At 68.3% G+C, this 26,488-nt stretch carries 26 protein-coding genes; 11 read left to right on the forward strand and 15 right to left on the reverse strand.

The genetic code is table 11. The features are described 5' to 3' along the window. Positions 1-42 precede the first annotated feature (42 nt). Positions 43-1,695 carry a thiamine pyrophosphate-binding protein gene (locus ACGVWT_RS07055; protein ID WP_315461896.1) on the forward strand — a complete coding sequence of 551 codons (1,653 nt, stop codon included), beginning with the start codon at positions 43-45 and terminating at the stop codon, positions 1,693-1,695. A gap of 12 nt (positions 1,696-1,707) precedes the next feature. On the opposite strand, the gene ACGVWT_RS07060 is transcribed toward ACGVWT_RS07055, so the two are convergent. The 3 genes from ACGVWT_RS07060 to ACGVWT_RS07070 all read right to left on the reverse strand — a co-directional run bounded on the left by ACGVWT_RS07060 (position 1,708) and on the right by ACGVWT_RS07070 (position 3,147). After that, a complete protein-coding gene (locus ACGVWT_RS07060) occupies positions 1,708-2,172 on the reverse strand; it encodes a RidA family protein (RefSeq protein ID WP_017977474.1) in 465 nt (154 codons plus the stop codon). Between the two features lie 64 nt (positions 2,173-2,236). Beyond that, positions 2,237-2,872: an HAD family hydrolase gene (locus ACGVWT_RS07065; RefSeq protein ID WP_315461897.1), complete on the reverse strand. Its 636-nt coding sequence runs from the start codon at positions 2,870-2,872 to the stop codon at positions 2,237-2,239. Beyond that, positions 2,872-3,147, reverse strand: a complete 276-nt coding sequence (locus tag ACGVWT_RS07070; protein WP_116461948.1) for a DUF3572 domain-containing protein — start codon at positions 3,145-3,147, stop codon at positions 2,872-2,874. The genes ACGVWT_RS07065 and ACGVWT_RS07070 overlap by 1 nt, the downstream gene beginning before the upstream one ends. A gap of 39 nt (positions 3,148-3,186) precedes the next feature. Between ACGVWT_RS07070 and ACGVWT_RS07075 the strand changes: the two genes are divergently transcribed. After that, a complete protein-coding gene (locus ACGVWT_RS07075; protein WP_315461898.1) occupies positions 3,187-3,549 on the forward strand; it encodes a response regulator in 363 nt (120 codons plus the stop codon). 146 nt (positions 3,550-3,695) lie between these two features. Here the strand turns inward: ACGVWT_RS07075 and ACGVWT_RS07080 are convergent, their stop codons facing one another. Then, a complete protein-coding gene (locus tag ACGVWT_RS07080) occupies positions 3,696-4,439 on the reverse strand; it encodes a MauE/DoxX family redox-associated membrane protein (RefSeq protein ID WP_315461899.1) in 744 nt (247 codons plus the stop codon). A 324-nt stretch (positions 4,440-4,763) separates the two neighbouring features. Continuing rightward, complete coding sequence (gene rpmG, locus ACGVWT_RS07085; RefSeq protein WP_017977469.1) at positions 4,764-4,931, reverse strand: 50S ribosomal protein L33; 168 nt, start codon at positions 4,929-4,931, stop codon at positions 4,764-4,766. A gap of 175 nt (positions 4,932-5,106) precedes the next feature. Between rpmG and ACGVWT_RS07090 the strand changes: the two genes are divergently transcribed. The 3 genes from ACGVWT_RS07090 to ACGVWT_RS07100 all read left to right on the forward strand — a co-directional run bounded on the left by ACGVWT_RS07090 (position 5,107) and on the right by ACGVWT_RS07100 (position 6,635). After that, the gene (locus ACGVWT_RS07090) at positions 5,107-5,442 is read left to right on the forward strand and encodes a hypothetical protein (protein WP_315461900.1); all 336 of its coding nucleotides are present in this window, start codon (positions 5,107-5,109) and stop codon (positions 5,440-5,442) included. Positions 5,443-5,466: 24 nt separating this feature from the next. Next, the gene (locus tag ACGVWT_RS07095; protein ID WP_315461901.1) at positions 5,467-6,033 is read left to right on the forward strand and encodes a TMEM165/GDT1 family protein; all 567 of its coding nucleotides are present in this window, start codon (positions 5,467-5,469) and stop codon (positions 6,031-6,033) included. A gap of 110 nt (positions 6,034-6,143) precedes the next feature. Beyond that, positions 6,144-6,635: a DNA starvation/stationary phase protection protein gene (locus ACGVWT_RS07100; RefSeq protein WP_315461902.1), complete on the forward strand. Its 492-nt coding sequence runs from the start codon at positions 6,144-6,146 to the stop codon at positions 6,633-6,635. A 64-nt stretch (positions 6,636-6,699) separates the two neighbouring features. Here the strand turns inward: ACGVWT_RS07100 and ACGVWT_RS07105 are convergent, their stop codons facing one another. Then, on the reverse strand, positions 6,700-7,533 hold the full coding sequence (locus ACGVWT_RS07105) for a metallophosphoesterase (protein WP_315461903.1): 834 nt from the start codon (positions 7,531-7,533) through the stop codon (positions 6,700-6,702). Between the two features lie 50 nt (positions 7,534-7,583). Between ACGVWT_RS07105 and ACGVWT_RS07110 the strand changes: the two genes are divergently transcribed. Continuing rightward, complete coding sequence (locus ACGVWT_RS07110) at positions 7,584-9,179, forward strand: cisplatin damage response ATP-dependent DNA ligase (RefSeq protein WP_315461937.1); 1,596 nt, start codon at positions 7,584-7,586, stop codon at positions 9,177-9,179. Positions 9,180-9,333: 154 nt separating this feature from the next. Here the strand turns inward: ACGVWT_RS07110 and proS are convergent, their stop codons facing one another. Continuing rightward, complete coding sequence (gene proS, locus ACGVWT_RS07115; RefSeq protein WP_315461904.1) at positions 9,334-10,863, reverse strand: proline--tRNA ligase; 1,530 nt, start codon at positions 10,861-10,863, stop codon at positions 9,334-9,336. Between the two features lie 226 nt (positions 10,864-11,089). Here proS and ACGVWT_RS07120 point away from each other — a divergent pair, with 226 nt between their 5' ends. The 3 genes from ACGVWT_RS07120 (at position 11,090) to ACGVWT_RS07130 (ending at position 15,322) form a co-directional block, all read left to right on the forward strand. Further along, positions 11,090-12,004 (forward strand): DMT family transporter, encoded by a 915-nt coding sequence (locus tag ACGVWT_RS07120; RefSeq protein ID WP_315461905.1) that lies wholly within the window; start codon positions 11,090-11,092, stop codon positions 12,002-12,004. Positions 12,005-12,064: 60 nt separating this feature from the next. Beyond that, on the forward strand, positions 12,065-14,236 hold the full coding sequence (locus ACGVWT_RS07125) for a primosomal protein N' (protein WP_315461938.1): 2,172 nt from the start codon (positions 12,065-12,067) through the stop codon (positions 14,234-14,236). A gap of 99 nt (positions 14,237-14,335) precedes the next feature. Next, positions 14,336-15,322 (forward strand): N(4)-(beta-N-acetylglucosaminyl)-L-asparaginase, encoded by a 987-nt coding sequence (locus ACGVWT_RS07130; RefSeq protein WP_315461906.1) that lies wholly within the window; start codon positions 14,336-14,338, stop codon positions 15,320-15,322. Between the two features lie 375 nt (positions 15,323-15,697). Here the strand turns inward: ACGVWT_RS07130 and ACGVWT_RS07135 are convergent, their stop codons facing one another. From ACGVWT_RS07135 to ACGVWT_RS07160, 6 genes are all read right to left on the reverse strand, one after another. Next, positions 15,698-15,949: an ATP synthase F1 subunit epsilon gene (locus tag ACGVWT_RS07135; protein ID WP_017977459.1), complete on the reverse strand. Its 252-nt coding sequence runs from the start codon at positions 15,947-15,949 to the stop codon at positions 15,698-15,700. A 1-nt stretch (position 15,950) separates the two neighbouring features. Further along, positions 15,951-16,133, reverse strand: a complete 183-nt coding sequence (locus ACGVWT_RS07140; protein WP_116461937.1) for a glutathione S-transferase — start codon at positions 16,131-16,133, stop codon at positions 15,951-15,953. Next, a complete protein-coding gene (atpD, locus tag ACGVWT_RS07145; RefSeq protein ID WP_063687416.1) occupies positions 16,133-17,614 on the reverse strand; it encodes a F0F1 ATP synthase subunit beta in 1,482 nt (493 codons plus the stop codon). The genes ACGVWT_RS07140 and atpD overlap by 1 nt, the downstream gene beginning before the upstream one ends. A 25-nt stretch (positions 17,615-17,639) precedes the next feature. Beyond that, positions 17,640-18,548, reverse strand: a complete 909-nt coding sequence (locus ACGVWT_RS07150; RefSeq protein ID WP_315461907.1) for a F0F1 ATP synthase subunit gamma — start codon at positions 18,546-18,548, stop codon at positions 17,640-17,642. A gap of 106 nt (positions 18,549-18,654) precedes the next feature. After that, the gene (gene atpA, locus ACGVWT_RS07155; protein ID WP_116461935.1) at positions 18,655-20,184 is read right to left on the reverse strand and encodes a F0F1 ATP synthase subunit alpha; all 1,530 of its coding nucleotides are present in this window, start codon (positions 20,182-20,184) and stop codon (positions 18,655-18,657) included. A 5-nt stretch (positions 20,185-20,189) separates the two neighbouring features. Beyond that, positions 20,190-20,738 carry a F0F1 ATP synthase subunit delta gene (locus ACGVWT_RS07160; protein WP_315461939.1) on the reverse strand — a complete coding sequence of 183 codons (549 nt, stop codon included), beginning with the start codon at positions 20,736-20,738 and terminating at the stop codon, positions 20,190-20,192. 209 nt (positions 20,739-20,947) lie between these two features. Here ACGVWT_RS07160 and ACGVWT_RS07165 point away from each other — a divergent pair, with 209 nt between their 5' ends. Further along, entirely contained in the window at positions 20,948-21,889 is a 942-nt protein-coding gene (locus tag ACGVWT_RS07165) for a hypothetical protein (protein ID WP_315461908.1), read from the forward strand. Positions 21,890-21,938: 49 nt separating this feature from the next. After that, positions 21,939-22,964, forward strand: a complete 1,026-nt coding sequence (locus tag ACGVWT_RS07170) for a methylated-DNA--[protein]-cysteine S-methyltransferase (RefSeq protein ID WP_315461909.1) — start codon at positions 21,939-21,941, stop codon at positions 22,962-22,964. 332 nt (positions 22,965-23,296) lie between these two features. Here the strand turns inward: ACGVWT_RS07170 and ACGVWT_RS07175 are convergent, their stop codons facing one another. Then, positions 23,297-24,853 (reverse strand): hypothetical protein, encoded by a 1,557-nt coding sequence (locus ACGVWT_RS07175; RefSeq protein ID WP_315461910.1) that lies wholly within the window; start codon positions 24,851-24,853, stop codon positions 23,297-23,299. A gap of 114 nt (positions 24,854-24,967) precedes the next feature. Beyond that, on the reverse strand, positions 24,968-26,470 hold the full coding sequence (locus tag ACGVWT_RS07180; protein WP_315461911.1) for a S1C family serine protease: 1,503 nt from the start codon (positions 26,468-26,470) through the stop codon (positions 24,968-24,970). Positions 26,471-26,488: the final 18 nt, after the last annotated feature.

The raw sequence follows: 26,488 nt of genomic DNA on the forward strand, positions 1-26,488 counted from the left end.
CCTTCCTCGACATCGCCGCCGCCGCGGGGCACAGTCGCGCGTATGGAGAGACAGACCCGGACCGGCGGCCGTATCCTCGTCGATCAATTGCTCGCGCAAGGCTGCGAGCGCATCTTCACCGTGCCGGGCGAAAGCTTCCTCGCGGTGCTCGATGCGTTGCACGATACGCCGCAGATCGAAACCGTGGTGTGCCGGCAGGAAGGCGGCGCGGCCTTCATGGCGTGCGCCGACGGCACGCTGACGCACCGACCCGGCATCGCCTTCGTGACGCGCGGGCCGGGCGCGACCAACGCATCGATCGGGGTGCATGTCGCGCGGCAGGATTCGCAGCCGATGATCCTGTTCATCGGCGACGTCGACCGCGGCACGCGCGATCGCGAGGCGTTTCAGGAGGTCGATTTCGCGGCGATGTTCGCACCCCTCGCCAAATGGGCGGCACGGATCGACGATGCGTCACGCATCCCCGAATATGTCGCGCGCGCCTATGCGGTGGCGATGAACGGGCGGCCGGGGCCGGTGGTGCTGGCGCTGCCCGAGGACATGCTGCTCGACGTGGTCGAGGCCGTCGACCGGCCGCGCGTCGAGCGCGCGGCGCAGGGTTGCGACGAGGGCGCGATGGCGCAGCTTGCCGATCTGCTCGCCACCGCCGAACGCCCCGTCGCGATCGTCGGCGGAGCGGGGTGGGACGGGATCGCGGCGCAGGATTTCGCCGCCTGGGCCGATCGCACCGGCGTGCCGGTCGCCGCCGCCTTCCGCCGGCAGGATGCGATCCCCAACGCCTGCCCCGCCTATGCCGGAAACCTGGGCTATGGTCCGAATCCGAAGCTCGTCGCGCGGATCAGGGCCGCCGACCTGTTGCTCGTCGTCGGGCCACGGCTGGGCGAGGCGACAACCGATGGCTATGCGCTGATCACCCCGGAGCATCCGGGGCAGCGGCTGATCCACGTCCACCCGGACGCCGACGAACTGGGCATGACCTACCGCACCGACCTCGCGATCTGCGCCGGCATGGCGGAGTTTGCGGAGGCCCTGAACGCAATCGACGGGCCGCCGAATGCCGGTGGCGCCGCCGCGCATGCCGATTGGCAGGCGTGGTCGACGCCCGCGCCGCGCGACGGCGTGGCGATGGACCTAGGACCGTGCGTCGCAGCGATGCGCGAGGCGCTGCCCGCGGATACGATCATCTGCAACGGCGCGGGCAATTATAGCGGTTGGTGGCACCGCTATTGGCCCTATGCCGCGCCGGGTACGCAGCTGGCGCCGACGGCGGGGGCGATGGGATATGGCCTGCCGGCCGCCGTTGCCGCGGCGCTGCGCCATCCGGGGCGGCAGGTGGTGGCGCTGGCCGGCGACGGCTGTTTCCTGATGAACGGGCAGGAACTGGCAACCGCGGTGCAATATGACGCGCAGCTGCTGGTGCTGGTGATCGACAATGGCGGCTACGGCACGATCCGCATGCATCAGGAGCGCGAATTTCCGGGTCGCGTGTCGGGCACGGCGCTGGCCAACCCCGATTTCGCGGCGCTGGGCCGGGCCTATGGCTGCTGGGCGGAGACGGTGACGCGGACCGAGGATTTCGCGCCGGCCCTCGCGCGGGCACAGGCGCAACGCGGGGTGCGCCTGTTGCATATCCGGACCGATATCGAGGTCATCACCGCCGGCACCACGCTGAGCGCGGTGGCGCGGCGGGGGTGACGCCGAGCCGCGTTACGCCAGTTCGATAATCGCGTCGACTTCGACCGCCGCGCCCAGCGGCAGGACGGGGACGCCGACCGCGCTGCGAGCGTGCTTGCCGGCGTCGCCGAACAGTGCAACCATCAGTTCGGACGCGCCGTTCGCGACCTTGGGCTGATCGGTGAAGTCGCCGTGGCTGTTGACGAACACGCCCAGCTTCACGACACGCTTGATGCGCGACAGGTCGCCGCCGAGGTGCTTCTTGACCTGCGCGACGATCATCAGACCGCAGAGGCGCGCGGCCTCTTGCCCCTGTTCCAGCGACACGCCGTCGCCCAGGCGGCCGGTGACAAGCTGGCCGTCCTTGAAGGGCAGCTGGCCCGACAGATGCAGCATGCCGCCCGCCTCGACCACCGGCACATAAGCCGCGACCGGCGCCGCCGCTTCGGGCAGGGTGAGGCCAAGTTCCTCGAGCTTGCGATCGACGTGCGTGGTCATGCCAGAATCCTTCGATGATGCGTTGCCCGCGCGTCTAGCCGATGGCGTGGCGCGCGGTAAACCGTCAGGCGGCGGGTTGCCCCGCGGCGAAGCGGGCGGCGATCCAGTCCGCCGCCTCGCGCCAGTCGTCGATGCGTGCGTGTGCGTGCGGCGCGGGGGCGACACTGGGCGCGAGGCTGGGTTCGGAGACCATGTGCAACCGGTGGACCTGCGGCGCGTGACGCGACACCGATTCGTGGTGGACGGCCAGATCGTCGACGAACACCGTCACGGGGTTGCCATGCTCCTCGACCAGCCGCGACACGGGATCGCCCTTGCCCCCCTGATTGCATTCGACGCGGTGGTGGATGCCGAAGACGGCGAGCTGGTCGATCCGCGCGGTGCGGCAGCTGTCGAGCAGATTGGTGAGGACGACGATGTCCGCCACCTCGCTGAGCCGCGCCAGCGCCTCGGCCGCGTGGGGGACCAACGTCTGGCGGTGCATTTCGGACGGGAAGAAGCCGCCGAGCATCGACCACATCTCCGCCTGCGTCGGCGTCTCGCCCGTCGAGCGGCGGCGCATCGAATTGGCGAAATCGGCACCATCGGGCGTGAAGTCGATATCGTGCGTCTCGCGCACCCATGTGCCGAAATGCTTGACCATATGCAGCAGCACTTCGTCGCAATCGGTGATCAGCAAGGGTCGGGGTGTCCGGGTCATCAGCGAGCCTCCAGCATCTGGTGTGCGGCGACCAGCGCCGACGGGGGGACGCCCAGCGCATCGGCGCAGGCGATGAGATCGGGTTCGTATGCCTCAAGATAGGCCAGCACTGCGGCGAGCACGGCGGGTTCGCCGGCACGGGCGCGCAGATCGTCGGGGTAGAGGCCGGTGGTCGCGATCAGCCGATCGGCACGCGCCTGTTCGCCGAGCGTCCAAGCCAGCGCCTGAAGCCCCAGCAATTCCGCATCGGGGGTGTTTGTATCGCGACCGCGCATTGCCTATCGTCCGCTGACTGGAAAGGATCGGTGACCCACGTGGCGAAACGGGTGCTCGTTGTCGAGGACAACGAACTCAATCTGAAGCTGTTCTGCGACCTGCTGCGGGCGCACGACTTCGTCGCCGAACCGGTGCGCGACGGGCGCGAGGCCGTGGCCCGCGCGCGCGAGGTGATGCCGGAGCTGATCATCATGGATATCCAGATGCCGCATGTGACGGGATATGAACTGATTCTGGAGCTGATGGCGGACGAACAGCTACGCGATATCCCGGTGATGGCGGTCACCGCTTATGCAGGACGCGACGACGAGGAGCGAATCCGGGCGGCCGGCGCGCGATCCTACGTCTCGAAGCCGATCAGTCTGGCGCGCTTCATGGATGCGGTGAACACTCTGATCTGAACCGGAGCGACAATCAAAAGGCACCCTGCCGCGGCGATCGGGCCGCGACAGGGTGCCGCGCGCTCTCAGCGCCCTTACCCCCCGAAAAGGGCGCGGGAGCTGCGAGCTGTGGATAAAACGACGATTCCTCAGCCGGGTTCCCGGCGTCATCCCGCCAGCATCATCCACACGGCCATCGCGACCATCATCAGATTTTCGGTCAGCGACACGAAACCCAGCGGCACGTTGCTGTCGCCGCCGACGCAGGCGCATTTGAGTTCGCGCCGGTCGACATACACCGCCTTGTACACCGACACCGCGCCAACACTGCCGATGACCAATGCGACCGGCACCGACAGCCATGTCGCGACGCCGGCGATCATCAACACGCCCGCCAGCCCCTCCAGATACGGGTAGAGCGTGGCATAGGGCACCCAGCGCTGCGCGAGCATGTCATAGCCCAGAAACATCGTCGCGAATCGGTCGACGTTCTGGAGCTTCAGGATCGCGAGCACGACCATGCTGAACGCGATGAACCATTCGCCTGCGCGGACCGTGACCGGCGTGCCGAAGGCGGCAAGGCTGGCGGCCATCGCCATCAGCGCGGTCATCGCGAACACGGCCAGAACCGGACGATAGCTGACGGCCTTGGGGTCCGGCACCGACAGGCCGAAGTAGCGGCGCAGATCGTCGTAGCCGCCGATCCGCGCGCCATCGATGAACGTCTGCGGAGTGGTCTTCACGCCATGTTCGGCCTTGAACGCATCGGTTTCGGCGCGGGTCGTCAGGTGGACATCATCGACCGCATAGCCCTTGCGGCGCAGCAGATCGCGCGCCTTTAGGCCATAAGGACAGATGTGGGTCGGCATGACCATGCGATAGAGGACGGCGCGCTTCGACATGGCAGGCATGTGGGAACGCCGACGACATGCTGCCAGCACCCCACATAAACCAAGGGCGGCCCCCTCGATTCGAGAGGACCGCCCTTAGCCCGTAGTGACGCGATACAGGGCGGCCGGATCGTCCGGCCACCACGGTCCGCTATGCCGACCGAACATGAACGCAATGTGGCCGAACCTAGCCCCCACCATGGCTTCGCCACAAAAACGCATACGTTGCCCGTAGGTCATCTTCCGCGCACACGCACGCGAAGAGCCGCCGATGCGCGGGGCACCGGCGGCTCTTCGCGATTCGATTCGGCAAGCAGCGCGGGGCGGTGGCGCCCCGCCAGCGGCTTACTTGATCTTGGCTTCCTTGAACTCGACGTGCTTGCGTACGACGGGATCGTACTTGCTGAAGCTCAGCTTCTCGGTCTTGGTGCGCGGGTTCTTCTTCGTGACGTAGAAGAAGCCGGTGTCGGCGGTGCTGACGAGCTTGATCTTGACGGTAGTCGGCTTGGCCATGAGCCCTAATCCTGAAAACAAGGAGAGCGGCAGCACCAACGCCGCCGCTCGATCAGTCGCGGCGCATGGGCCAGACGGGAGCGAAAGTCAACCGTGCATGCCCCCGCCCGCACCGTTAACCACCACGTTACCGGTGCGGGCGCATGAAAGCCACATGACATGATGGGAGCGGACCATGGGGCATCAGGGGCATATCAACGACATGGCGCTGAACGCGGTGCGCGCCGATTTGGCCGCGCGAATCGCCGCGATCGACGTGAAGGCGCCCTATACGCGCGCAGACGACCTGAAGCCCGATATCAACCAGATCCGACTGATCGCGCATCGGCACGGTCTGAATCCTGCGGTGACGGTCGCGCATTTCGTCGATTCGGCCTTGTCGCGCGGCGAACATGGCGCGCTGGTGCATGGCTGGCTGTCGATGCTGGGTGACGCGGTCGCCTGCGACCGGCAGGATGTGCGGGCGTGCGACACGTTTGCGGCCGCCTGTTCGGTGCGCCTCGCAAGCTAAACACCGACGACGGGACGGGACGGCATGGATGCACTGATGGCGGCGCTGGTCGCCGCCGCGCTGGCACAGGTGGGCGACCGCCCCGCCTGGCTCGCCGCGATCCTGGCCGATCGCTATCGCGCGCCCGGCCTCGTCATCGCGATGGCGGCCATCGCAGTTGCTGTTGCCGCGGGATTGGCGGGCGCGGCCGGAGCCTTGCTCGCCCCGCAGCTGACCCCTGAGGCAAAGCAGCTGTTCCTGGGGCTGGCGCTCGTGCTGCAGGGCGGTGGCGCGCTGTTTCCCGCCAAGGCCCCCGACCGGCTCGAACGCTGGCGACTCGGTGCTGCGGCGACCAGCCTGCTCGGGTTGTTCATCCTTGCCTTCGGCGATGGTGTGCAGTTCATCGTGCTGACCCTGACGGCACGGGCGAATGTGATGTGGCTCGCACCGCTGGGTGCGACGCTGGGATCGCTCGCCGTGATCGCGCCCGCGGCGCTGCTCGGTGAGGCGGGATGGCGCGCGCTGCCCCTGCGACCGCTACGGATCGGGATCGGCATCCTGTTTGTGATCGTGGGGCTCTGGCTGGGCGTGGGAGCGCTACGTCTGATCTAGTCGGGCGATCAGCCTGACCATGATTCCTGACGCAAAATCGGGACGCGGATGGGACCATTTGCGCTATCGGATCGTTGCCGCAACGAACCCATTTCTGTCAGGAGCTTCCCATGGCCGACGTCAATCCGGCGCTCAGCACCCCCACCGACCTGTCGAACACGCGATCGGTGGCCGATGCGCTGAATGCCTCGCTCGCCGATTGCTATGCACTGTATCTGAAGACCAAGAACTTCCACTGGCACGTGTCCGGCCCGCACTTCCGCGACTATCACCTGCTGCTCGACGATCAGGCCGCGCAGATTCTGGGCGTGACCGACGCGATCGCCGAACGCGTGCGCAAGACCGGCAACGTCACGTTGCGCTCGATCGGCGACATCAGCCGTCGCCAGACGATCGCCGACAACGACAAGGACTTCGTCGAAGCGGGTGCGATGCTGGCCGAATTGCGCGAGGACAATCTGAAGCTGGTCGAAAGCTTCCGCGCGGTGAAGGACGCGGCCGAAGCGGCCAAGGACAATGCGACCAGCGGCATCGTCGACGAATGGACCGATCAGGCCGAGGAGCGTGCCTGGTTCCTGTTCGAAGCCAGCCGTAAGGGCTGACCTCGACTTTTTCCGTCACCCCGGACTCGATCCGGGGTGACGGTTCGATCCCTGTGTCCAGCTGTTAGCGGGAGGGGATCGGACCGACTCCCACCAGCCACATGTCGGGCGGTGCGCCGAAGCGGATCGGCAGGTTGCTGGTACCCAGCCCCGCCGTCACCACCGTCAGCCGATGCGGATCGCGTACGATGCCGCAGCGATAGCGCGGGTTGGTCACCTCGACCGGCGCGCCGATCAGCGGCAGCACCACCTGTCCGCAATGCGTGTGGCCGGCGAGCAGCAGCGTCGTGCGCCGCGACAGCTTCACTGCGACATCAGGCGAATGCGCGACCATCACGCCAGCGCCCGCGAGCGTCGCCAGCGCCGCCTGGGTCGGGGCGATGCGATCGTGATGTGTCGCCGGATCGTCGAGGCCACCCAGCGCGAGCGGCCCGAGCCCCTCACCCTGATTGACCAGCACCACCACGCCGATCCGCCTCAACATCGCTGCAATTGGCGCAGGATCGGTCCAGTGATCGTGATTGCCGAGCACCGCGACGACCCCCAGCGGGGCCTTCAATTGCGACAGCGGGCGCGCCAGCAGCGGGATTGCCCGCTCCGCCTCGCCGGCGCCGCGCCCCTCGATGAAATCGCCGGCCAGCACGACCAGATCGGGGTGGAGCGCATTGACCTGCCCGACGATGCGGGCGAGCCGCCCCTCGTCCATCGCCATGCTTTCCATGTGGATATCGCTCATCAGCGCGATGGTGATCGGCGGTTTGCCGGCCGGCCAGTCGGGCAGCGCCATCGTCACGCGCCGAACGACCGGATCGGCGCGGGCATTGAGATAGCCGATGAGGAAAACGGCGCCGGCGATAAAGGCGACGATCAGCGCGGCACTAAGAAGCGGACGTTTCACGATGCGGGTCCTAGCGGGAGCGCTTCAGCGGCGCCATGCGTTCGTTACCCATGCAAGCCTTTGCCGCGCTTCTCGATTCGCTGATCTACACGCGGGGGCGCAATGCGAAGCTCAAGCTGATCGTCGATTATCTGCATGCGACGCCCGATCCCGATCGCGGCTGGGCGATGGCGGCGCTGACCGGCGATCTCGACCTGCCCGGCGTAAAGCCCGCGCAGATTCGAGCCCTCATCGAGGCGCGGGTCGACCCCGTGCTGTTCCGGATGAGTCGCGACTATGTTGGCGACACGGCCGAGACGGTCGCGCTGCTGTGGCCCGCACCGGTGGTGCCGCCGCCCGATGCCGGCCCGCTGTCGATCACCGCTGCGGTCGACGCGCTGCGCCATTTGTCACGCTCCGACGCGCCTGCCGTACTCGCCGGCATGCTCGACCGGCTGGACGCGGAGGAACGGTTCGCGCTGCTCAAGATGGCGACCGGGGGGCTGCGTATCGGCGTGTCGGCGCGGCTTGCCAAAACCGCGCTGGCGCAGGCGTTCGGGCTCAACGTCGATGCGGTGGAGGAGGTGTGGCACGGCCTGTCGCCGCCCTACGCCAGCCTGTTCGCCTGGGCGGAGGGGACTGGCGAACAGCCGACCCCCGCGGACGTGCCGGTCTTCCGCCCTTTCATGCTCGCGCACGGGCTGGAGGATGCGCAGATCGACCTCGTCGATTATGCCGCCGAGTGGAAATGGGACGGCATTCGCGTCCAGATCGTCCATGTCGCGGGGCAGACGCGCCTGTACAGCCGCACCGGCGACGACGTGACCGGCAGCTTTCCCGACGTCGCCGCGGCCTTCACCACCCCCGGTACGGTCGATGGCGAGTTGCTGGTGAAGGGCGAATTCCAGGGCGGTGCGCTTGACGACGGTGGCGGGGCGGCGAGCTTCAACGCGTTGCAACAGCGGCTGGGTCGCAAGCAGGTGTCGGCAAAGATGCTGGCCGACTATCCCGCCTTCGTCCGCCTCTACGACATCCTGTTCGACGGGCCGGAGGATCTGCGCGAGCTGCCCTGGCATGCGCGGCGCGAGCGGCTGGAGGCGTTCGTGCCGCGGCTCGATCCCGATCGCTTCGACCTCAGCCAGGTGATCGCCGCGGACAGCTTCACGGAACTGGAGGCGATCCGCGCCGGTGCCCGCGATGCGGCGATTGAGGGCGTGATGCTGAAACGCCGCGACAGCCCCTATGTGGGCGGGCGACGCGCCGGCCTGTGGTACAAATGGAAACGCGATCCGCTGACCGCCGATTGCGTGATGATGTACGCGCAGCGCGGCAACGGGCGCCGATCGTCCTATTACAGCGACTACACCTTCGGCTGCTGGACCGAAGAGGGCGAACTGCTGCCGGTCGGCAAGGCCTATTCGGGGATTACCGACGAAGAGTTGCGCATGCTCGACAGCTTCGTGCGCCGCCATACGGTGAAGCGCTTCGGGCCGGTGCGCGAAGTGGAAAAGACGTTGGTGCTGGAGATCGCATTCGATTCGATCCACACGTCCACACGGCACAAGTCGGGCGTCGCGATGCGCTTCCCCCGTATTGCCCGTATCCGCACCGACAAGCCCGCCGCAGAGGCGGATCAGGTCGAGACGCTGCGGCGGCTGGTGACGTAAGGCGGGAGCGAATTACAGGCCCGCCCCTGCCCGACGTCACCCCAGCGAACGCCGGGATCTCCCCGTTGCAGCGCCTGGCAGGAGCCGCTCGAGGCCACAGCCGTCGCTGGGGCGACGTTTCCGGGGCGCGTAACGGCGTCCCCGGACCTATCGGTCAATATGCCCGCGCGAGCAGCACGCGTTCGACGGCCGGCGCGCCGGTGAAGACGCAGGCGCCGACCGCCGGGGCCTGATCGCCCGGCGCGTTGCGGATCGTCAGCTTCAGCGCCTTCAGCCGCTCCACCACCTGGTCGAGTGCGGCGCCGGTGGGGCGCGACCATTGCACCTCGACCCAGCCGGGGTTCTTCTGCCCTTCGGCGAAATGGGCCTCGACCGCGGCGAAGTCCGCCACCGGCACGATCGCCGCCTGCATCCGCGCGGTCGCCTGTTCGTGCAGCGCCTGCTGGATCGCGGCGAGCAGTGCGGGCGCATCCGCCTCGAAATCGCCGCGCGGCATTACGGTCGCGTCGAGCTTGCCGTCCTCGCGGTACAGCCGGTCGCGGCGGATCACCGAGACGTTGCCGCCCGCCATGTCGCGACCGCCGATCTCGATCACGATCGGCGCGCCCTTCTTCACCCAGCCCCAGCGCTTCGTCGCGGCCTTAGCGGGCTTGAGATCGAGCAATGCGCGCACCGGCTCACCAAGCGCAGTCAGGCCGGCGAGGTTCGACTGGATGTCCTTGGCGTAGGCGATCAGCGCCTCGTCCTCGGGCTGGTCGCGCAACATCGGCACGATCACGATCTGCCACGGCGCGATGCGCGGCGGCACGCGCAGCCCGTCGTCGTCGCCATGCACCATGATCACGCCGCCGATCATGCGGGTGCTGACGCCCCAGCTGGTCGTGTTCGCCAGCTCCAGCTCGCCGCTGGCATTCTGGAAACGAATGTTCTGCGCATGGGCGAAATTCGTGCCGAGGAAGTGGCTGGTGCCCGCCTGCAGCGCCTTGCCGTCCTGCATCATCGCCTCGATGCTGTAGGTCGCGACTGCGCCGGGGAAGCGCTCGTTCTCGGGCTTCTCACCCGCGACGACAGGCAGCGCGAGGCAGGTTTCGGCGAAGTCGCGATAGACTTCGAGCATCTTGCGCGTCTCTTCGCGCGCTTCGTCGGCGGTTGCGTGGGCGGTATGCCCCTCCTGCCACAGGAATTCGCTGGTGCGCAGGAACATGCGTGTCCGCATCTCCCAACGCACGACGTTCGCCCATTGGTTGATCAGCACGGGCAGATCGCGCCAGGACTGTACCCAGCGCGCGAACGCGGTGCCGATCACCGTCTCCGACGTCGGGCGCACAACCAAAGGCTCTTCCAGCTTGGCAGCGGGATCGGGCTTCAGGCCGCCGTGGCCGTCGGGGATCAGGCGATGGTGGGTGACGACCGCCATCTCCTTGGCGAAGCCCTCGACATGCTCGGCTTCCTTTTCGAAATAGGACAGCGGGATGAAGAGCGGGAAGTAGCAATTCTCATGGCCCGTCGCCTTGATCCGGTCGTCGAGCAGGCGCTGGATCCGCTCCCAGATGCCATAGCCCCACGGCCGGATGACCATGCAGCCGCGCACGCCCGATTCCTCGGCGAGGTCGGCCTCGGTGATGACGGATTGATACCAGGCGGCGAAATCGGCGTCGCGGGTGACGGGGAGAGCGTGCTTCATGGGTGGGCGAATTATCCACTATCTGGATATTAGGCCAGCCCAGACGTCGCCCCGCCACTCTCCCCGTCATTCCCGCGCAGGCGGGAATCCATAACCTCTGAGCTCCCGGCAGGAGCGGAAAGGGTAGCGCGTCTGGATTCCCGCCTGCGCGGGAATGACGAAGAAAGCAGGCCGTGCCGCAGCTAGACCGATGCGCCGACGGGTACTTCCCGCTACAGCCCGCGGCATGAACGACCGCATCCTGCCCGCGATCGGCCTGCGCCTGCTGTCGGTCGTGTTCTTTGCCGCGATGAACGCGAGCATCAAGCTCGCCGAACATGCCGGTGCGAGCGTGGTCGAGATCCTGTTCTTTCGCCAGTTCGGCGCGGCGCTGCTGGTGTCGGCCGTCATCGCCAGCGGCCCCGGCATGACGAGCGTCGCGACGCAGCGGCTGCCGGCGCATGTCGCCCGGGCGGTGGTGGGGCTGAGTGCGATGGCGCTGACCTTCCACGGTATCGTCCTGCTGCCGCTCGCCGAGGCGACGACGATCGGCTTCACCGTACCGCTGATCACGACGATCCTCGGCGCGCTGGTGCTGCGCGAGCCGACCGGGGTGTGGCGCTGGGGCGCGGTGGTGGCGGGGTTCGCCGGCGTGCTGATCGTGGCGGCGCCGGGCCTTGCCGCGAACGACGGGCATCTGCCGCTGGGCGGCGCGGCCTTCGCGCTGGGCGGCGCGTTCGGGACGGCGTGCGTCACCATCCTGCTGCGCCAGATCGGGCGGACCGAGGCGGCGCTGACCACCGTTTTCTGGTTTTCGACGCTGTCGCTGGTGCCGCTGACGCTGTTCTACGTGCCGGTCGCGCAAAGGCATAGCGTGTTCGGCTGGGCGTGCCTCGCCGCGGTCGGCGTGCTGGGCGGTTGCGCGCAGATCGCGATGACGAACTCATTGAAGCTGGGCCCCGTGTCGGTGGTAGTGCCGATGGACTATTCCAGCCTGTTGTGGGCGACCGCGCTCGGGTGGCTGATCTTCGACACGCTGCCCGGCAGCGCCACATGGATCGGGGCGCCGGTGATCATCGCGAGCGGCCTGATCATCGTCTGGCGCGAGCGGGTGCGCCAGCGGCAGGAAACGATCGCGGCGAGCGCCGACGACGTCGCCTAGCCGTCGGGGCGTCGCAATCCGGCGCTTCCCGTCGAGTCGATCAGCCCCCATATGGACGCCATGTCGTCGCGCGCCCGCGTTCTTGTCCTCAATTCCGCGCTCGGCCCGCTCGACTATCGCGTGCCGGCGGGCTCGCATGTCGAGCCGGGATCCGTCGTCATCGCGCCGCTGGGACCGCGCCAGTTGCTCGGCGTGGTGTGGGAGCCCGAGCGGATGCCGTCGGATGCGGAGGTCGGCGACAATCGCCTGCGACCGCTGCTCGGCGTGGTCGACGTGCCGCCGCTCGCTGCGCCGTTGCGCCGGCTGATCGAATGGACCGCGGACTATTATCTCGCGCCGCCGGCCGCGGTGGTGCGGATGGCGCTCGCCTCCACCTCCGCGCTGGAGGGGGCACGGACCGCGACCGAATATCGCGCCACCGGCATCGTGCCGCCGCGCCTCACCCCGCAGCGCGAACAGGCGCTGGAGCGGATCGGCGACCGGCAGGGGCTGATCCGCGAGCTCGCAACGCTCGCCGATGTGTCCGACGCGGTGGTGCGTGGGCTGGTGAAGGCCGGCGCGCTGGAGGCGGTGAGCGTCGATATCGACAGCCCCTATCCGCACCCCGACCCCGCTTTCGGTCCGCCGACGCTCGCCGAGGCGCAACAGGCGGCGGCGGACGAGCTGGTCGCCGGGGTCGCGGCGCATGACTTCCGCCCGACGTTGCTCGACGGCGTCACCGGATCGGGGAAGACCGAGGTGTATTTCGAGGCGGTGGCCGAGGCGATCCGGCAGGGGCGGCAGACCCTCGTGCTGCTGCCCGAGATCGCGCTGACCGAACCGTTCCTGAAGCGCTTTCACGACCGCTTCGGCTGTGAGCCGGTGGCGTGGCATTCGGGGCTGCGCTCCACCCAGCGGCGCCGGGCGTGGCGCGCGATCGCGAGCGGCGAGGCGCTGGTGACCGTGGGCGCGCGTTCCGCTTTGTTCTTGCCCTACCGCAACCTCGGCCTGATCGTCGTCGACGAGGCGCACGAGACGAGCTTCAAGCAGGAAGAGGGCGTCCATTACCATGCCCGCGACGTCGCGGTGATGCGTGGCAAATTCGAAGGCTGTCCGGTGATCCTGGCCAGCGCCACCCCGGCGATCGAAACGCGGCAGCAGGTGGCGCTGGGCCGCTATGCCGAACTGAAGCTGCCCGGCCGCTATGGCCCGGCCGAGATGCCGACGATCGAGGCGATCGATCTGATCCAGCACCCGCCCGAACGCGGCACGTGGATCGCGCCGAAGCTGGTGACGGCGCTGCGCGAGACGTTCGGAAAGGGCGAGCAGTCGCTGCTGTTCCTGAACCGCCGTGGCTATGCGCCGCTGACGCTGTGCCGCAATTGCGGGCACCGCTTCCAATGCCCCAATTGCACCGCGTGGATGGTCGAGCATCGCCTCACCCGCCGGCTCGCCTGCCACCATTGCGGGCATGTGATGCCGACGCCGCGGGCCTGCCCGGAGTGCAAGGCGGAGGACAGTCTGGTCGCCTGCGGGCCGGGCGTCGAGCGCATCGCGGACGAGGTGGCGACGCTGTTCCCCGAAGCGAAGACCGCAGTCGTCACCAGTGACACGATCTGGTCCCCGGCGAAGGCGGCGGAGTTCGTCGGGCGGATGGAGGCGGGCGATATCGACATCGTCGTCGGCACGCAGCTCGTCACCAAGGGCTATCATTTTCCCAATCTGACGTTGGTCGGCGTGATCGATGCTGATCTGGGGCTGGAGGGTGGCGACCTGCGGGCGGCGGAGCGAACGTTCCAGCAGATCCGGCAGGTGTCGGGGCGTGCGGGGCGTGGCAGCAAGCCGGGGCATGTGTTCATCCAGACGCACAGCCCGTCGGCGCAGGTGATGCAGGCGCTGATCACGGGCGATGCCGAGGCGTTCTACGAGGCGGAAACCGAGGCACGGCGCGATGCGGGTGCTCCCCCGTTCGGCCGCTACGCCGCGATCGTCGTATCGTCGGAGGAGCAGGCGTGCGCGCATGAGGTGGCGCGGGCGGTGGCGCAGAGCGCGCCGCGCGTCGACGGTATGGCGGTCTATGGCCCCGCCCCTGCGCCGCTCGCCATGCTGCGCGGGCGGCATCGCTATCGGTTGCTGGTGCATGCCCGGCGGGCGCTCGACGTGCAGGATGTGATCCGCGACTGGCTGGGCGGGCTCGACTGGCCGGCGAAAGCGCGCGTGACGGTGGACGTCGATCCGTATAACTTCCTCTGAACCGCCGCCCCGGGCTTGACCCGGGGTGCCGCTTCTTCCCACGCTATCCGACGACAGCGGGACCCCGGGTCGAGCCCGGGGTGACGAAAGGGATATGGCATGACGACGCGACGCACCTTCCTTGGCGGCATGGCCGCGACCGGCCTGGCCAGCGCAGCGAGCGCACAGGCGAGCCCGGATCGCGCGCTGATCGTCTCCACCTGGGATTTCGGCGCGGCGGCGAACGATGCGGCGTTTGCGCGGATGAAGGCGGGGGGCACGTTGCTCGACGCGGTGGAGGCGGGGGCGATGGTGCCGGAGGCCGACCCGGAGAACCATTCGGTCGGCTATGGCGGTTATCCCGATCGCGACGGGCATGTGACGCTGGATGCGGTGATCATGGACGATGCCGGCGGGGTCGGCGCAGTCGCGGCGCTGGAGGACACCGTCCACGCCATTTCGGTCGCGCGGCGGGTGATGGAGAAGACGCCGCACACCTTCATCGTCGGCGAGGGCGCGACGCGGTTCGCGCGCGACCAGGGGTTTCCGAAGGTCAATCTGCTGACCCCGCCGGCGGAGAAGGCGTGGCGCGAGTGGCTGAAGACGTCGCAGTACAAGCCGGTCGCCAATATCGAGAACCGCCGCGCCCCGCTGGGGGGTGCGCTGGATCACGACACGATCGGGTTGCTGGCGCGCGATACGTCGGGGCGGATGGCGGGGGCCTGCACGACGTCGGGCATGGCGTTCAAGATGCGCGGGCGGGTCGGCGATTCGCCGCAGGTCGGCAGCGGATTGTACGTCGAGGCGGGGGTCGGTGGCGCAACCTCGACGGGGCTGGGCGAGGAGGTGACGCGGATCGCGGGGACTGCGCGCGTTGTCGCCTCGATGCGTGCGGGGCTATCGCCGCAGGCGGCTTGCGAGGAAGTGGTGCGGCATATCGCCAAGCTGCGCGGCGATGCGATCAAGGGCGTGCAGGTGGGCTTCCTGGCGCTGTCGCCGCAGGGCGAGGTGGGGGCGTTCTGCCTGTTGCCCGGCTTTACCTATGCGGTGACCGATGCGGCGGGGCGGACCGTGGTGCACAAGGGGCGGTCGCTGTTCGCTGCGTGAGCGAAGTTAGACAACATGGACACCTGAACGGAAACGATGCGGGGGTATCGTTTCCGGTTCTTTGGGAATTGGTGCCTTGCGTTCGTCATTGCGAGCGAAGCGCGGCAATCCAGGGCGTCCTGGTCCGGCTCCGGATTGCTTGGCTGCGCTCGCAATGACGGTGAATGGGAGGCGCGGGGGCGCTTCGTTACGGGGAGATCCCAGCCTGCGCTGGGATGACGTTGGGGGAAGCGGTGGTGAGAAAGAGCCGGGGTCGTGCCGGCTGCTGTATCGGGGTGACGGGCTGTAGGACAGCCGGTGCCGATTATACCCCTTCGCGCAGGGACTTGGCGGGAGGGTGATCCAACAGCCTGGATCGCGGCCCTCCCCGGTCGATTACGCCGCGTGTTCGGCGAGGACGGTCAGGCCCTGGGCGTTGACCTCGGCGAAGCCACCCTGGATCGCGATGGTTTCGGGCTGGCCGCCTTCGGTGCGGTAGACCGAGAGCGCGCCGTCGCGGACGGTGGACATCAAGGGCGCATGGCCCTCCAGCACGCCGAAGTCGCCTTCGGTGCCGGGCACGACGACCATGTACACGTCCTCGGAGCGGACGAGCTTTTCGGGCGTGACGAGTTCGAAGTGCAGCATGTCAGAGTCTCGTTTCAATCACGCGATCGAACGCGGTGATGGCCGCGTCAAATTTGTCCCGGCAGCCGGGATTGCAGAAACCGACCACCGCGCCGCGATAGGCCGTCAAGGCATCGTCGCTGATCGGCTTACCCGACCAGGGACAGATGGTGTTGACGGCGTCCTCGCGGCGCAGCGCAGGCATTAGGCCTCGGCGGCCATCTTTTCGGCCTTGGCGACGACTTCGTCGATACCGCCGACCATGTAGAAGGCTGCTTCGGGCAGGTGATCGTATTCGCCGTCGACGACCGCCTTGAACGAGCGGATCGTGTCTTCGATCTGCACGAACTTGCCGCTGATGCCGGTGAAGACCTCGGCGACGTGGAACGGCTGCGACAGGAAGCGCTGGATCTTGCGGGCGCGCGTGACGGTCAGCTTATCCTCTTCGGACAGTTCGTCCATGCCGAGGATGGCGATGATGTCCTGCAGCGACTTGTAGCGCTGGAGCAGCGACTGGACGGCGCGCGCCGTGTCATAATGCTCCTGGCCGACGATGCGCGGTTCGAGAACGCGGCTGGTCGAATCGAGCGGATCGACCGCCGGATAGATGCCGAGTTCCGAGATCGCGCGGTTGAGCACGGTCGTCGCGTCCAAGTGGGCGAACGAGGTCGCCGGCGCCGGGTCGGTCAAATCGTCCGCAGGGACGTAGACGGCCTGCACCGAGGTGATCGAGCCCTTGTTGGTCGAGGTGATGCGCTCCTGCAGCGCGCCCATGTCGGTCGACAGCGTCGGCTGATAGCCCACGGCCGACGGAATACGGCCGAGCAGTGCCGACACTTCCGCGCCCGCCTGCGTGAAGCGGAAGATGTTGTCGACGAAGAACAGCACGTCCTGGCCTTCCTGATCGCGGAAATATTCCGCGATCGTCAGGCCCGACAGCGCGACGCGAGCACGGGCGCCCGGCGGCTCGTTCATCTGGCCGAACACCAGCGCGACCTTCGACCCCTCGCTGATCGGATTGCCGTCGGCATCCTTGGCGATGACGCCCGCGTCGAGGAATTCGTGATAGAGGTCGTTGCCCTCACGGGTGCGCTCACCGACGCCCGCGAACACCGAGGTGCCGCCGTGGCCCTTGGCGATGTTGTTGATCAGTTCCTGGATCAGCACGGTCTTGCCGACGCCGGCGCCGCCGAACAGGCCGATCTTGCCGCCCTTCGCGTAGGGCGCGAGCAGGTCGATGACCTTGATGCCGGTGACGAGAATCGCGCTGTCGGTCGACTGGTCGACGAATTCCGGCGCCTTCGCGTGGATCGGCGCGCGCAGGTCGGTGGCGACGGGGCCACGCTCGTCGATCGGCTCACCGACGACGTTCATGATGCGGCCGAGCGTCGCCGGGCCGACGGGAACGCTGATCTGCGAACCGGTGTCGCGGACGGTCTGACCGCGGGTCAGGCCCTCGGTCGCGTCCATCGCGATCGTGCGGACGGTGTTCTCGCCCAGATGCTGCGCAACCTCGAGCACCAGCTTGGTGCCGTTGTTGTCCGTTTCCAGCGCCGACAGGATCGCCGGCAGCGTTTCGGGGAAGTGGACGTCGACGACGGCGCCGATGACCTGCGCGATCGTGCCGGTGGTGTTGCTGCTGCCCGTGCTCTGGGTCGGGCGGATGTCGTCTGCGGCGGTTGCCATGGCGGTTCTTCCTGCTTCGGATTCGTTAGAGCGCTTCGGCGCCGGAGATGATCTCGACCAGTTCGGTCGTGATCGCGGCCTGGCGCGTGCGGTTGTACTGGATGGACAGGCGGTTGATCATGTCGCCCGCGTTGCGCGTCGCATTGTCCATCGCGTTCATGCGGCTGCCCTGTTCCGACGCGGCGTTTTCCAGCATCGCGCGGAAGATCTGGATCGCGACGTTGCGCGGCAGCAGGTCGGCAAGGATCGACTCTTCGTCCGGCTCGTATTCGACCACCGCGGCGGGGGCGGAAGTGTTGCCGGAAGTGGACGAAGTGGAGGGTACGTCCTTGTCCAAAGCGTCCACCGCGACCGGGATGATCTGGCGGCCGACGGGCAGCTGGACGAGCGCCGAGACGAACTTGGCGTAGAACAGGTGTGCGACGTCGAATTCGCCCGCGGCGTAGCGCGCGAGCAGATCGTCGGCGACTTCGCGCGCCTGCTGGAAGCCGAGCACCTTGTGCTGGCCGAGCTCATGATCGGCGAGGATCGCGTTCGGGTAGAAGCGACGCAGCACGCGGCCCTTCTTGCCGGCGAGGTAGAAGCGCACGGTCTTGCCCTGCGCCTCCAGCTCCTCCGCCTTGCGGCGGGCGGCGCGGACGATGTTGCTGTTGAACGCGCCGGCGAGGCCGCGTTCCGAGGTCGCGACGACGAGCAGGTGCACCTGGTCCTTGCCGGTACCCGAGAGCAGCGGCGAGACGCCCGCGCCGCCCGACAGCTGGCGCGACAGGCTGGCGACGACCGCCTCCAGCCGCTCGGCATAGGGACGGCCGGCCTGCGCCGCTTCCTGCGCACGGCGCAGCTTGGCGGCGGCGACCATCTTCATCGCCTTGGTGATCTTCTGGGTCGACTTGACCGAGTTGATCCGGATCTTGAGGGCCTTCAGGCTTGCCATCTATTGTCCTCTTGCCGTCATGCCGGACTTGATCCGGCATCCCGCTTTTCGCCCCGATCGAGGCAGAAGCGGGACCCCGGCTCAAGGCCGGGGTGACGTGGTGGGCTTACGCGAAGGTCTTCGCGAACTGGTCGAGCGCGGCCTTGAGGCCCGCCTTCGCTTCGTCGCCGAGATCGCGGGTTTCGCGGATCTTGGTGAGGACGTCGGCGTGGTTGGCGCGCAGGTCGGCGAGCATCGCGGCTTCGTAGCGGGTCACGTCTGCGACCGGCACGGTGTCGATATAGCCGTTGGTGCCGGCAAAGATCGACGCGGTCTGCTCCTCGAACGGCATCGGGCTGAACTGCTTCTGCTTCAGCAGCTCGGTGAGGCGCGCACCGCGGTTCAGCAGCTTCTGCGTCGAGGCGTCGAGGTCCGAGCCGAACTGCGCGAAGGCCGCCATTTCGCGGTACTGGGCGAGCTCGAGCTTGATGCTGCCCGACACCTTCTTCATCGCCTTGGTCTGCGCGGCCGAGCCGACGCGGCTGACCGACAGGCCGACGTTGATCGCCGGACGGATGCCCGCGAAGAACAGGTCGGTTTCTAGGAAGATCTGGCCGTCGGTGATCGAGATCACGTTGGTCGGGATGTAGGCCGACACGTCGCCCGCCTGGGTTTCGATGATCGGCAGCGCGGTGAGCGAGCCGCCACCATTGGCGTCCGACATCTTGGCGGCGCGCTCCAGCAGGCGGCTGTGCAGATAGAAGACGTCGCCCGGATAGGCTTCACGGCCAGGCGGACGGCGCAGCAGCAGCGACATCTGGCGATAGGCGACCGCCTGCTTCGACAGATCGTCGAACACGATCAGCGCGTGCATGCCGTTGTCGCGGAAATATTCGCCCATCGCAGCGCCGGTGTAAGGTGCGAGGAACTGCATCGGAGCCGGCTCCGACGCCGTCGCGGCGACGACGATGGAATATTCCATCGCGCCATTTTCTTCGAGCGTCTTGACGAGCTGCGCGACCGTCGAGCGCTTCTGGCCGACCGCGACATAGACGCAGTACAGCTTCTTCTTCTCGTCGGTGCCGGCGTTGACGCCCTTCTGGTTGATGAAGGCGTCGATCGCGACGGCGGACTTGCCGGTCTGACGGTCGCCGATGATCAGCTCGCGCTGGCCGCGACCGACGGGAACGAGCGCGTCGATCGCCTTCAGGCCCGACTGCATCGGCTCGCTGACCGACTGGCGCGGGATGATGCCCGGCGCCTTCACTTCGACGCGGCTGCGCTGGTCGGCGACGATCGGGCCCTTGCCGTCGATCGGGTTGCCGAGACCGTCGACCACGCGGCCGAGCAGGCCCTTGCCGACGGGCACGTCGACGATGGTGCCGGTGCGCTTGACGGTGTCGCCTTCGCGGATTTCGGCGTCCGAGCCGAAGATCACGACGCCGACGTTGTCGGCTTCGAGGTTCAGCGCCATGCCCTGCACGCCATTGGCGAATTCGACCATCTCGCCCGCCTGGACGTTGTCGAGGCCGTAGATGCGCGCGATGCCGTCGCCGACGCTGAGCACCTGGCCGGTTTCGCTGACCTGGGCCTGGTCACCGAAGTTGCTGATCTGGTCCTTGATGACCTTCGAGATTTCTGCGGCGCGGATATCCATTTGCGTTAGCCCTTCATCGCGTGCGCGAGAGTGTTGAGACGGGTGCGGATCGACGAATCGATCATCTGGGAACCGATACGGACGACCAGGCCGCCGAGCAGTTCGGGGTCGACCGACAGGTCGACGGAAACGTCGCGGCCGACGCGGGTGCGCAGCTGCTGCTTGAGTTCGCCGACCTGTTCCTCGGTCAGCGGATGCGCGCTGGTGACTTCCGCCGACACTGCGCCGCGGTGGCGGCTGGCGAGCGCGCGGAAGGCGCGGATGATCTGCGGCAGCGCGGCGAGGCGACGGTTTTCGGCGAGAACGCCGAGGAAGTTCTTGGTCGTCGCATCGAGGCCCATCGCATCGGCGGCGGCGAGCACCGCCTTCACCGCGGCGCCGCGGGCGACCAGCGGGCTGGTGGTGAGCTTGGCGAATGCGTCGCTGTCGCGCAGCGCGTCGCGGACCGCCACGAGGCTTGCCTCGACGGTGTCGATGCTCTTCGAATCGCGGGCGAGTTCGAACAGCGCGATCGCATAGCGTCCGCCCAGGCTCGCCTGGATACCGCCGCCCAAATTACCGCTGGATGTCTCCACGGAATCGAAGTCCTCGTGCCGAAATGTTGGCCCATGGGGAAGAGGGCGCGCGAGTTCGCGCACCACTTATGGGTGGCGGGCGGCTAGCATGGGGGGCGAACAAGCGCAAGTAGAGGCTAGCCTTCCCGCGCAGCTTGCGTTCAGGAACGGGGCCGTAACGGTGGCAACAGGAAAAAAACGGGAGGCGGATGATGCGGTGGGCGGCGATCGTATTGGCGGGACTGGCGATCACGGGCACGGCGCGGGCCGAGGTGCTGCACGTGGCCGGCGTGTTCGGGGCCAATGCGCGTGCGGCGAGCCTGCTGCCGACGATCGGAATCGGGCCGTTCGACGGCGCTTACGGCGGCACGCTGGCCGATGCGATCGAGCGGCGGCTGAGCAAGCTGGGCGCGGACGGCGTGCCGCATGCGGTGCTGGTGCCCGCGGGCCTGCGCCCCGACGGGCTGCTGTCCGGCCATACCGGCGTCGACGTATCGACCAACGACTATACCGAAAGCCGCGAGCGCTGCGTCGAGAAGAACAAGGACGGCAAATGTGTCGCCAAGCAGCGCTATCAGGTGCGCTGCACCAACCGCACGATCGACATTCGTGCCGATCTGGTGCTGCGCGAGGCGCGGAGCGGCGAGAAGCCGTACGATACCACCAAGACGCGGCACGACTTTTCGAGCTGGTGCGAGGATCGCGGCGTCGCCAGCGACGTCGGCTTCACCGTCGGCAGCATGGCCGATTCGATCGCGCAGGAGGTGCGCCTCGACCTCGCCCCGCATGCCGAGGACTATAAGGTGCGCATCCGCGAGGAGCGCGACGGCCTGCCGCCCGACATCGCGAAAGACTTCAAGGCCGCGGTCCATCTGACGAAGAGCGACGAACGGGCGGCGTGCGACGCCTTTGCCGCGATCGACAAGGCGGTGCCCGATCAGGGATCGACGACGTTCAACCTGGCTTTGTGCGCCGAAGCGGCGGGGCGCTATGCCGAGGCGGCGGACCGCTATACGCGGGCGCGGCTGTTCGCGCCGGATGCGGGCAGCGCAGTGAGCAAGGGGCTGGAGCGCGTGGCGAGCCTGGCCGCCGGGCGCGACGATGTCGCGATCATGCGCGCGCGGCCGCCGGTGCGGGGCACGGGTTTTTGACCGCAAGCCGCGGGATGAGCGGCGCGGCCGCGCGCGCTATGACCGGGGCATGAGCATAGTCGATCAGGATACGGCCTGGGCCGCCTTCGTGGCGCGCGACCGGAGGCAGGACGGGGCGTTCGTGGTCGCGGTTAAGAGCACGGGCATCTATTGCCGGCCGAGCTGTCCCGCGCGGCGACCGGCGCGGACGAACGTGATCGTCCTGGCGGATGGCGCGGCGGCGCGGGCGGCGGGCTATCGTGCGTGTCGGCGCTGCCTGCCCGATGGCGTGGCGCGCGATACGCAGGCGGTGGCCGACGCCTGCGCGGCGATCGCGGCGGCGGAGGGGCCGGTGACGCTGGCGGAGCTTGCCGGCGCGGTCGGCTATGCGCCGCATCATTTCCAGCGGGTCTTCACGCGGGCGACGGGGGTGAGCCCGGCGGCGTACGGCCGGGCGGTGCGCGCCGGGCGGGCGGCAGCGTCGCTGGACGCGGGCGCGGGCGTGACCGAGGCGATCCATGCTGCGGGCTATGGCGCGGCAAGCCGCTTCTATGCCGACGGCGCCGTGCGGCTGGGCATGGCGCCGCGGGCGCGGGCGAAGGGCGCGGCGGGGCTCACGGTCCGCTGGACCGTGGCGGCGACGAGCCTGGGGCCATTGCTGGTCGCGGCGACGGACACGGGCTTGTGCCGGATCGCGTTCGACGAGGATGCAGACGCGCTGGCGGCACATTTTCCGCAGGCGACGATCGTGCCGGGCGATGCCGCGCTGGCGACGCTGGCGGCGGAGGTGGTGGCGCTGGTCGAGGCGCCGGGACGCGACGCGGGCCTGCCGGTCGATGTGCAGGGCACGGCGTTTCAGGAGGCGGTGTGGCAGGCGCTGCGCACCATCCCGGCGGGCGAGACGCGCAGCTATGCCCAGCTTGCCGCGGCGGCCGGACGGCCGGGGGCCACCCGCGCGGCGGGGACGGCATGCGGGCGCAACCCGCTGGCGGTGCTGGTACCGTGCCATCGCGTGACGCGCGGCGACGGCGCGATGGGCGGCTATGCCTGGGGCGTGGAGCGCAAGCGTGCGCTGCTGGCGCGCGAGCGGGGGTAGCCGGGGAAAGCGCTCGGGATCGATCCATCCGTGTCGAACCCGCCGTCACCCCAGCGCAGGCTGGGATCTCCCCGTCATGGCACGAGACAAGAGCCGCGGGAGACCCCAGCCTGCGCTGGGGTGACGTGTCCGGGGCATTGAGATCGACCCCTCGCCTATTCCAGCGCGTCGTCGACCTTCGCCGCGGCCGGCGCGGCTTCGCCCGACTTGCGCGTGTCGATCTGTGCGACCCTTACCTCCCCCTCCGTCATACCTGCGGCATGCCACCTCCCCTTGGCGGGGGAGGAATTGGCGGCTCCGCTAGATGTGATCGGCTGGGGATGCGGCGCGCGCTAGTCTAGCGTTGCGTCTTCCTTCTTGCCGCCGGCTGCGGCGAGTGCCGCGGGGCCGGTCTTGCCGGCATCGATTTGCGCGAGCAGCCGGGCGGCGGGATTGTCCACCGGCGCATGCGGGGAAAAGGCAAGCGGCCGTAGCGCGGCGCGGGCTTCGTCCGCCTTGCCGTCGAGCAGCGACTGGACCCCATAGGCAAAGCCGAGCGATTCATCCTGCGGCACCAGCATATGCGCCTGCCGCAGCGCCGCCTTGGCGTTGGCGGTGGGCACTTCGTGCGCCATGCCGAAGCTGGAGTAATAGAGCATCAAAGCGTAAGCGTCGTTGTTATCGAGCTTGTTCGCTTTCAGCAGCCACGAGCGCGCCTCCTTCCAGACTGCCGGGTCGGTGGCATGCGCATCGGACGCGCGCCGCATCCGCACCTGCGCCTTGTAGACCAACGCCTGCGCCGATTTGGGATCGAGCGTCAGCGCGCGATCCGCCGCCGCCTCGGCCACGTCGTAGCGACGCGCGTCGAGTGCCATTTCGGCCAGCCACCCCTGCACGACCGGGTCGTCGGCATATTGCGCGGCGATCGGCATCGCTTCGGCCAGAATCGGCTGCGCGGTCTGGCGGTTGACGCCGCGGTCGGAGCGCATGCGCAGCGCGATCATCGCCCGTTCGCCCGGGCGCAGAGGGCGCAGAGGGCGCAGGCTGACCTCGGGCTTGGGCAACCGGTCATTGCCGAGCTTGTACGCGGGAATTCTCGACGCGCTCAGCCGGGCGTTCATGTCCTTGTTCAGCGCCTTCAGGTCGCCAAAGGCCCTGGTCGCCGCCTCGACGCTGGGCACGCCCTGGTTGAACAGCGTCAGATAGTCCTTGAACTGCGCACTGCGCGCCTTGTCGAGCGTGACAAGATGAGTCAGCAGCCAGCCGCGGGCGTATAGCTCCGACGTTTCTGCTTCCGACAGTTTGCGACGGTCCGTCGCGAACAGCTTTTCCGCGGACATCCCCTGCCCTTCCAGCAGCGTATAGGCGCGATGCTGTGCCGGCGCGCCGATCCAGAAGACGTCCTTATCGAAGCGCGTCGTCGACATGAATTCGGCGAAGCCTTCCGAATACCAGCGCGGATAGGCGAGCGCGAAATGGCCGAGCAGGGCGTGATGCGCATATTCGTGGAAGAGAACGATCTGCGGATCGAGACCGCCTTCCGAGCGATTACCGCGACCGGGCGTGAAGGCGACCGACCCGCTGGCGCGACCGTCGTAGAAGCCGGCGATATTCTTGCCGCCGGCGCCGAACAGCCGCTGTACCGCCGAATCGTTGGCCACGACATACACGGTCAGCTTGTTCGATGCCTCGCTGGCATCGTCCGGCAGGTTGCTGATGAGACGCAGCGCGCCGTCGAACCGTTCGAGCTGTTCGGCCTGCTTGCGCACCGCCTCTGCATTGTCGTTGGCGTAGACGATGAAATGCTTGCTGGTCGCTTCATACCATTCGGCCTGCGCAGGCCCCGCCGCGCCCATCGCCAAGCCCGTCGCCAGCGCCGTCGCCACCACGCCCCGTATCGCGAATCGCATCCCCCGCCCCCCTTCGGTCCGATAGGATCAGCGTAGCGCGGCGTACGTGGGGGGCCAGCGGTGATTTTCGAATGCCGCGGTGGCTTTGCGGCTCGTCGTTGCGGTCAGGCGGGCTCAGCCTGCGCGGCGGCAGGTGTAGACGAGCTTTTCGTTGGGGAGCGGGGGCAGCGCGGCGCGCTGGGCGGATTGCTGCTGGACCAGGCGTTCGGTGGCGACCGGATCGACGGTGCAGCGCTGGCCGACGGTCTTCGCACTGAGGCTGCGCAGCGCCTGCATCGCCTGCGCGCCGAGCATGTAACGCGTAACCGTCAGACGCCGGGTGACGGGATCGAACACGCGCGACGACACGGTCTGTTCGTCGTCGGGGACGGTGAGGCGCTGCCACGCATCGCCGGTGGCGAGATATTGCGTGCGACCGTCGGCGCAGCCGCTCTTGCCCCAGTCGAGCGTCACGTCGTCGGTCGACGAGACGGTGACGCGGCTGGTGTCGGCCTGCAATGTGCAGACGAGCTTGCCGAGCGGCGCGTTGGGCACCGCCTGGCGCGCGACAATGGGGACGGGCGGCAGATCGGCGCGCGCGGAAGGGCGCAGGATGAAGGTCGCGATGCCCGCCGCCATCGTCGCGGCCCCGAGGCCCGCAGACCAGAGCGCGGCGCGGCGGCGGCCCTTCTGGTCGAGCAGCCCGGCGCCGCCCAGCCCCATCGCACCGAACACCAGCAGCAGGCCGGCGATCCCCATGACATTCTCGCGCCGCGCCTGTGCGGCCTCGCGCGCGGTCGCCAGCGCTTCCTCGCGGCCCATCGCGGCGCGGGTCGCCGCTTCGCGTGCGGTGGTAAGCGCGTCGGCGCGGGCGCGGGCGTCCGCCTCGCTATCCTGGCGCAGCCGCTCCTCGATCGAGGTGCAGGGCGCGCCGGTGGTGGCGAAGGGCTGTTTGGCGTTGCGCAGGAAGGCGGCGAGTTCGGTGTCGGCGATGGCGAAGCCGAACGAGCTGTCGCCCTCTTCGCCGCGGGTGATCGCGGAGTTGATGCCGATCACCCGGCCGCAGCGATCGAGCAGCGGCCCGCCCGAATTGCCGCGCGCGATGCTGGCGGTGTGGAGCAGCACTTCGGTGCCGGTGAGGTTGCGCCGGCCGGAGAACACACCCTCCGACCGGACCGGCGAGGTGGGGCGGATATAGTCAGCGGCGGACTTGGCGGTCGCGAGGTCGACGTTGCCGGGATAGCCGAGCGCCACCACCGCATCGCCTTCGCCGATCGGCCCGGTATAGAGCGTCGCGGGCGGCAGGCTGGCGCCGGTGAATTCGATCAGCGCGAGGTCGGCGCGCGCATCATAGGCGATGACGCGGCCCTGGTAGCTCTTGTCGCCTTCGGACGGCACGACGCCGACGACGACATTGTCGGGGTAGCGTTCGGCGAGGTCCACGACATGCGCGTTGGTGACGACGCGATTGGGCGCCACCGCGACGCCGCTGCCATGGCCGAAGCCCACCACCTGCCCGTCGACCACCGCGATGGTGACGACGCGCACCACGCCGCGCGCGGTGGCACCGATATCGTCGGCGCGCGCCGGCTGGGTCCAGCCGAGGAGCAGCAGCAGGGCGAGGAACAGGCGGGTCATGACGGCGGTGTCGAAGGC

The sequence above is a fragment of the Sphingomonas sp. S6 genome, from assembly GCF_043498045.1.
Classification (GTDB): Bacteria; Pseudomonadota; Alphaproteobacteria; order Sphingomonadales; family Sphingomonadaceae; genus Sphingomonas.

What these genes read in the sequence shown, in the direction of transcription:
- ACGVWT_RS07055 (WP_315461896.1), top strand. Translation starts at nt 43, where the DNA reads ATGGAGAGACAGACCCGGACCGGCGGCCGTATCCTCGTCGATCAATTG.
- ACGVWT_RS07060 (WP_017977474.1), bottom strand. Translation starts at nt 2,172, where the DNA reads ATGACCACGCACGTCGATCGCAAGCTCGAGGAACTTGGCCTCACCCTG.
- ACGVWT_RS07065 (WP_315461897.1), bottom strand. Translation starts at nt 2,872, where the DNA reads ATGACCCGGACACCCCGACCCTTGCTGATCACCGATTGCGACGAAGTG.
- ACGVWT_RS07070 (WP_116461948.1), bottom strand. Translation starts at nt 3,147, where the DNA reads ATGCGCGGTCGCGATACAAACACCCCCGATGCGGAATTGCTGGGGCTT.
- ACGVWT_RS07080 (WP_315461899.1), bottom strand. Translation starts at nt 4,439, where the DNA reads ATGCCTGCCATGTCGAAGCGCGCCGTCCTCTATCGCATGGTCATGCCG.
- rpmG (WP_017977469.1), bottom strand. Translation starts at nt 4,931, where the DNA reads ATGGCCAAGCCGACTACCGTCAAGATCAAGCTCGTCAGCACCGCCGAC.
- ACGVWT_RS07090 (WP_315461900.1), top strand. Translation starts at nt 5,107, where the DNA reads ATGGGGCATCAGGGGCATATCAACGACATGGCGCTGAACGCGGTGCGC.
- ACGVWT_RS07095 (WP_315461901.1), top strand. Translation starts at nt 5,467, where the DNA reads ATGGATGCACTGATGGCGGCGCTGGTCGCCGCCGCGCTGGCACAGGTG.
- ACGVWT_RS07100 (WP_315461902.1), top strand. Translation starts at nt 6,144, where the DNA reads ATGGCCGACGTCAATCCGGCGCTCAGCACCCCCACCGACCTGTCGAAC.
- ACGVWT_RS07110 (WP_315461937.1), top strand. Translation starts at nt 7,584, where the DNA reads ATGCAAGCCTTTGCCGCGCTTCTCGATTCGCTGATCTACACGCGGGGG.
- proS (WP_315461904.1), bottom strand. Translation starts at nt 10,863, where the DNA reads ATGAAGCACGCTCTCCCCGTCACCCGCGACGCCGATTTCGCCGCCTGG.
- ACGVWT_RS07120 (WP_315461905.1), top strand. Translation starts at nt 11,090, where the DNA reads ATGAACGACCGCATCCTGCCCGCGATCGGCCTGCGCCTGCTGTCGGTC.
- ACGVWT_RS07125 (WP_315461938.1), top strand. Translation starts at nt 12,065, where the DNA reads ATGTCGTCGCGCGCCCGCGTTCTTGTCCTCAATTCCGCGCTCGGCCCG.
- ACGVWT_RS07130 (WP_315461906.1), top strand. Translation starts at nt 14,336, where the DNA reads ATGACGACGCGACGCACCTTCCTTGGCGGCATGGCCGCGACCGGCCTG.
- ACGVWT_RS07135 (WP_017977459.1), bottom strand. Translation starts at nt 15,949, where the DNA reads ATGCTGCACTTCGAACTCGTCACGCCCGAAAAGCTCGTCCGCTCCGAG.
- ACGVWT_RS07140 (WP_116461937.1), bottom strand. Translation starts at nt 16,133, where the DNA reads ATGCCTGCGCTGCGCCGCGAGGACGCCGTCAACACCATCTGTCCCTGG.
- atpD (WP_063687416.1), bottom strand. Translation starts at nt 17,614, where the DNA reads ATGGCAACCGCCGCAGACGACATCCGCCCGACCCAGAGCACGGGCAGC.
- ACGVWT_RS07150 (WP_315461907.1), bottom strand. Translation starts at nt 18,548, where the DNA reads ATGGCAAGCCTGAAGGCCCTCAAGATCCGGATCAACTCGGTCAAGTCG.
- atpA (WP_116461935.1), bottom strand. Translation starts at nt 20,184, where the DNA reads ATGGATATCCGCGCCGCAGAAATCTCGAAGGTCATCAAGGACCAGATC.
- ACGVWT_RS07165 (WP_315461908.1), top strand. Translation starts at nt 20,948, where the DNA reads ATGATGCGGTGGGCGGCGATCGTATTGGCGGGACTGGCGATCACGGGC.
- ACGVWT_RS07170 (WP_315461909.1), top strand. Translation starts at nt 21,939, where the DNA reads ATGAGCATAGTCGATCAGGATACGGCCTGGGCCGCCTTCGTGGCGCGC.
- ACGVWT_RS07175 (WP_315461910.1), bottom strand. Translation starts at nt 24,853, where the DNA reads ATGCGATTCGCGATACGGGGCGTGGTGGCGACGGCGCTGGCGACGGGC.
- ACGVWT_RS07180 (WP_315461911.1), bottom strand. Translation starts at nt 26,470, where the DNA reads ATGACCCGCCTGTTCCTCGCCCTGCTGCTGCTCCTCGGCTGGACCCAG.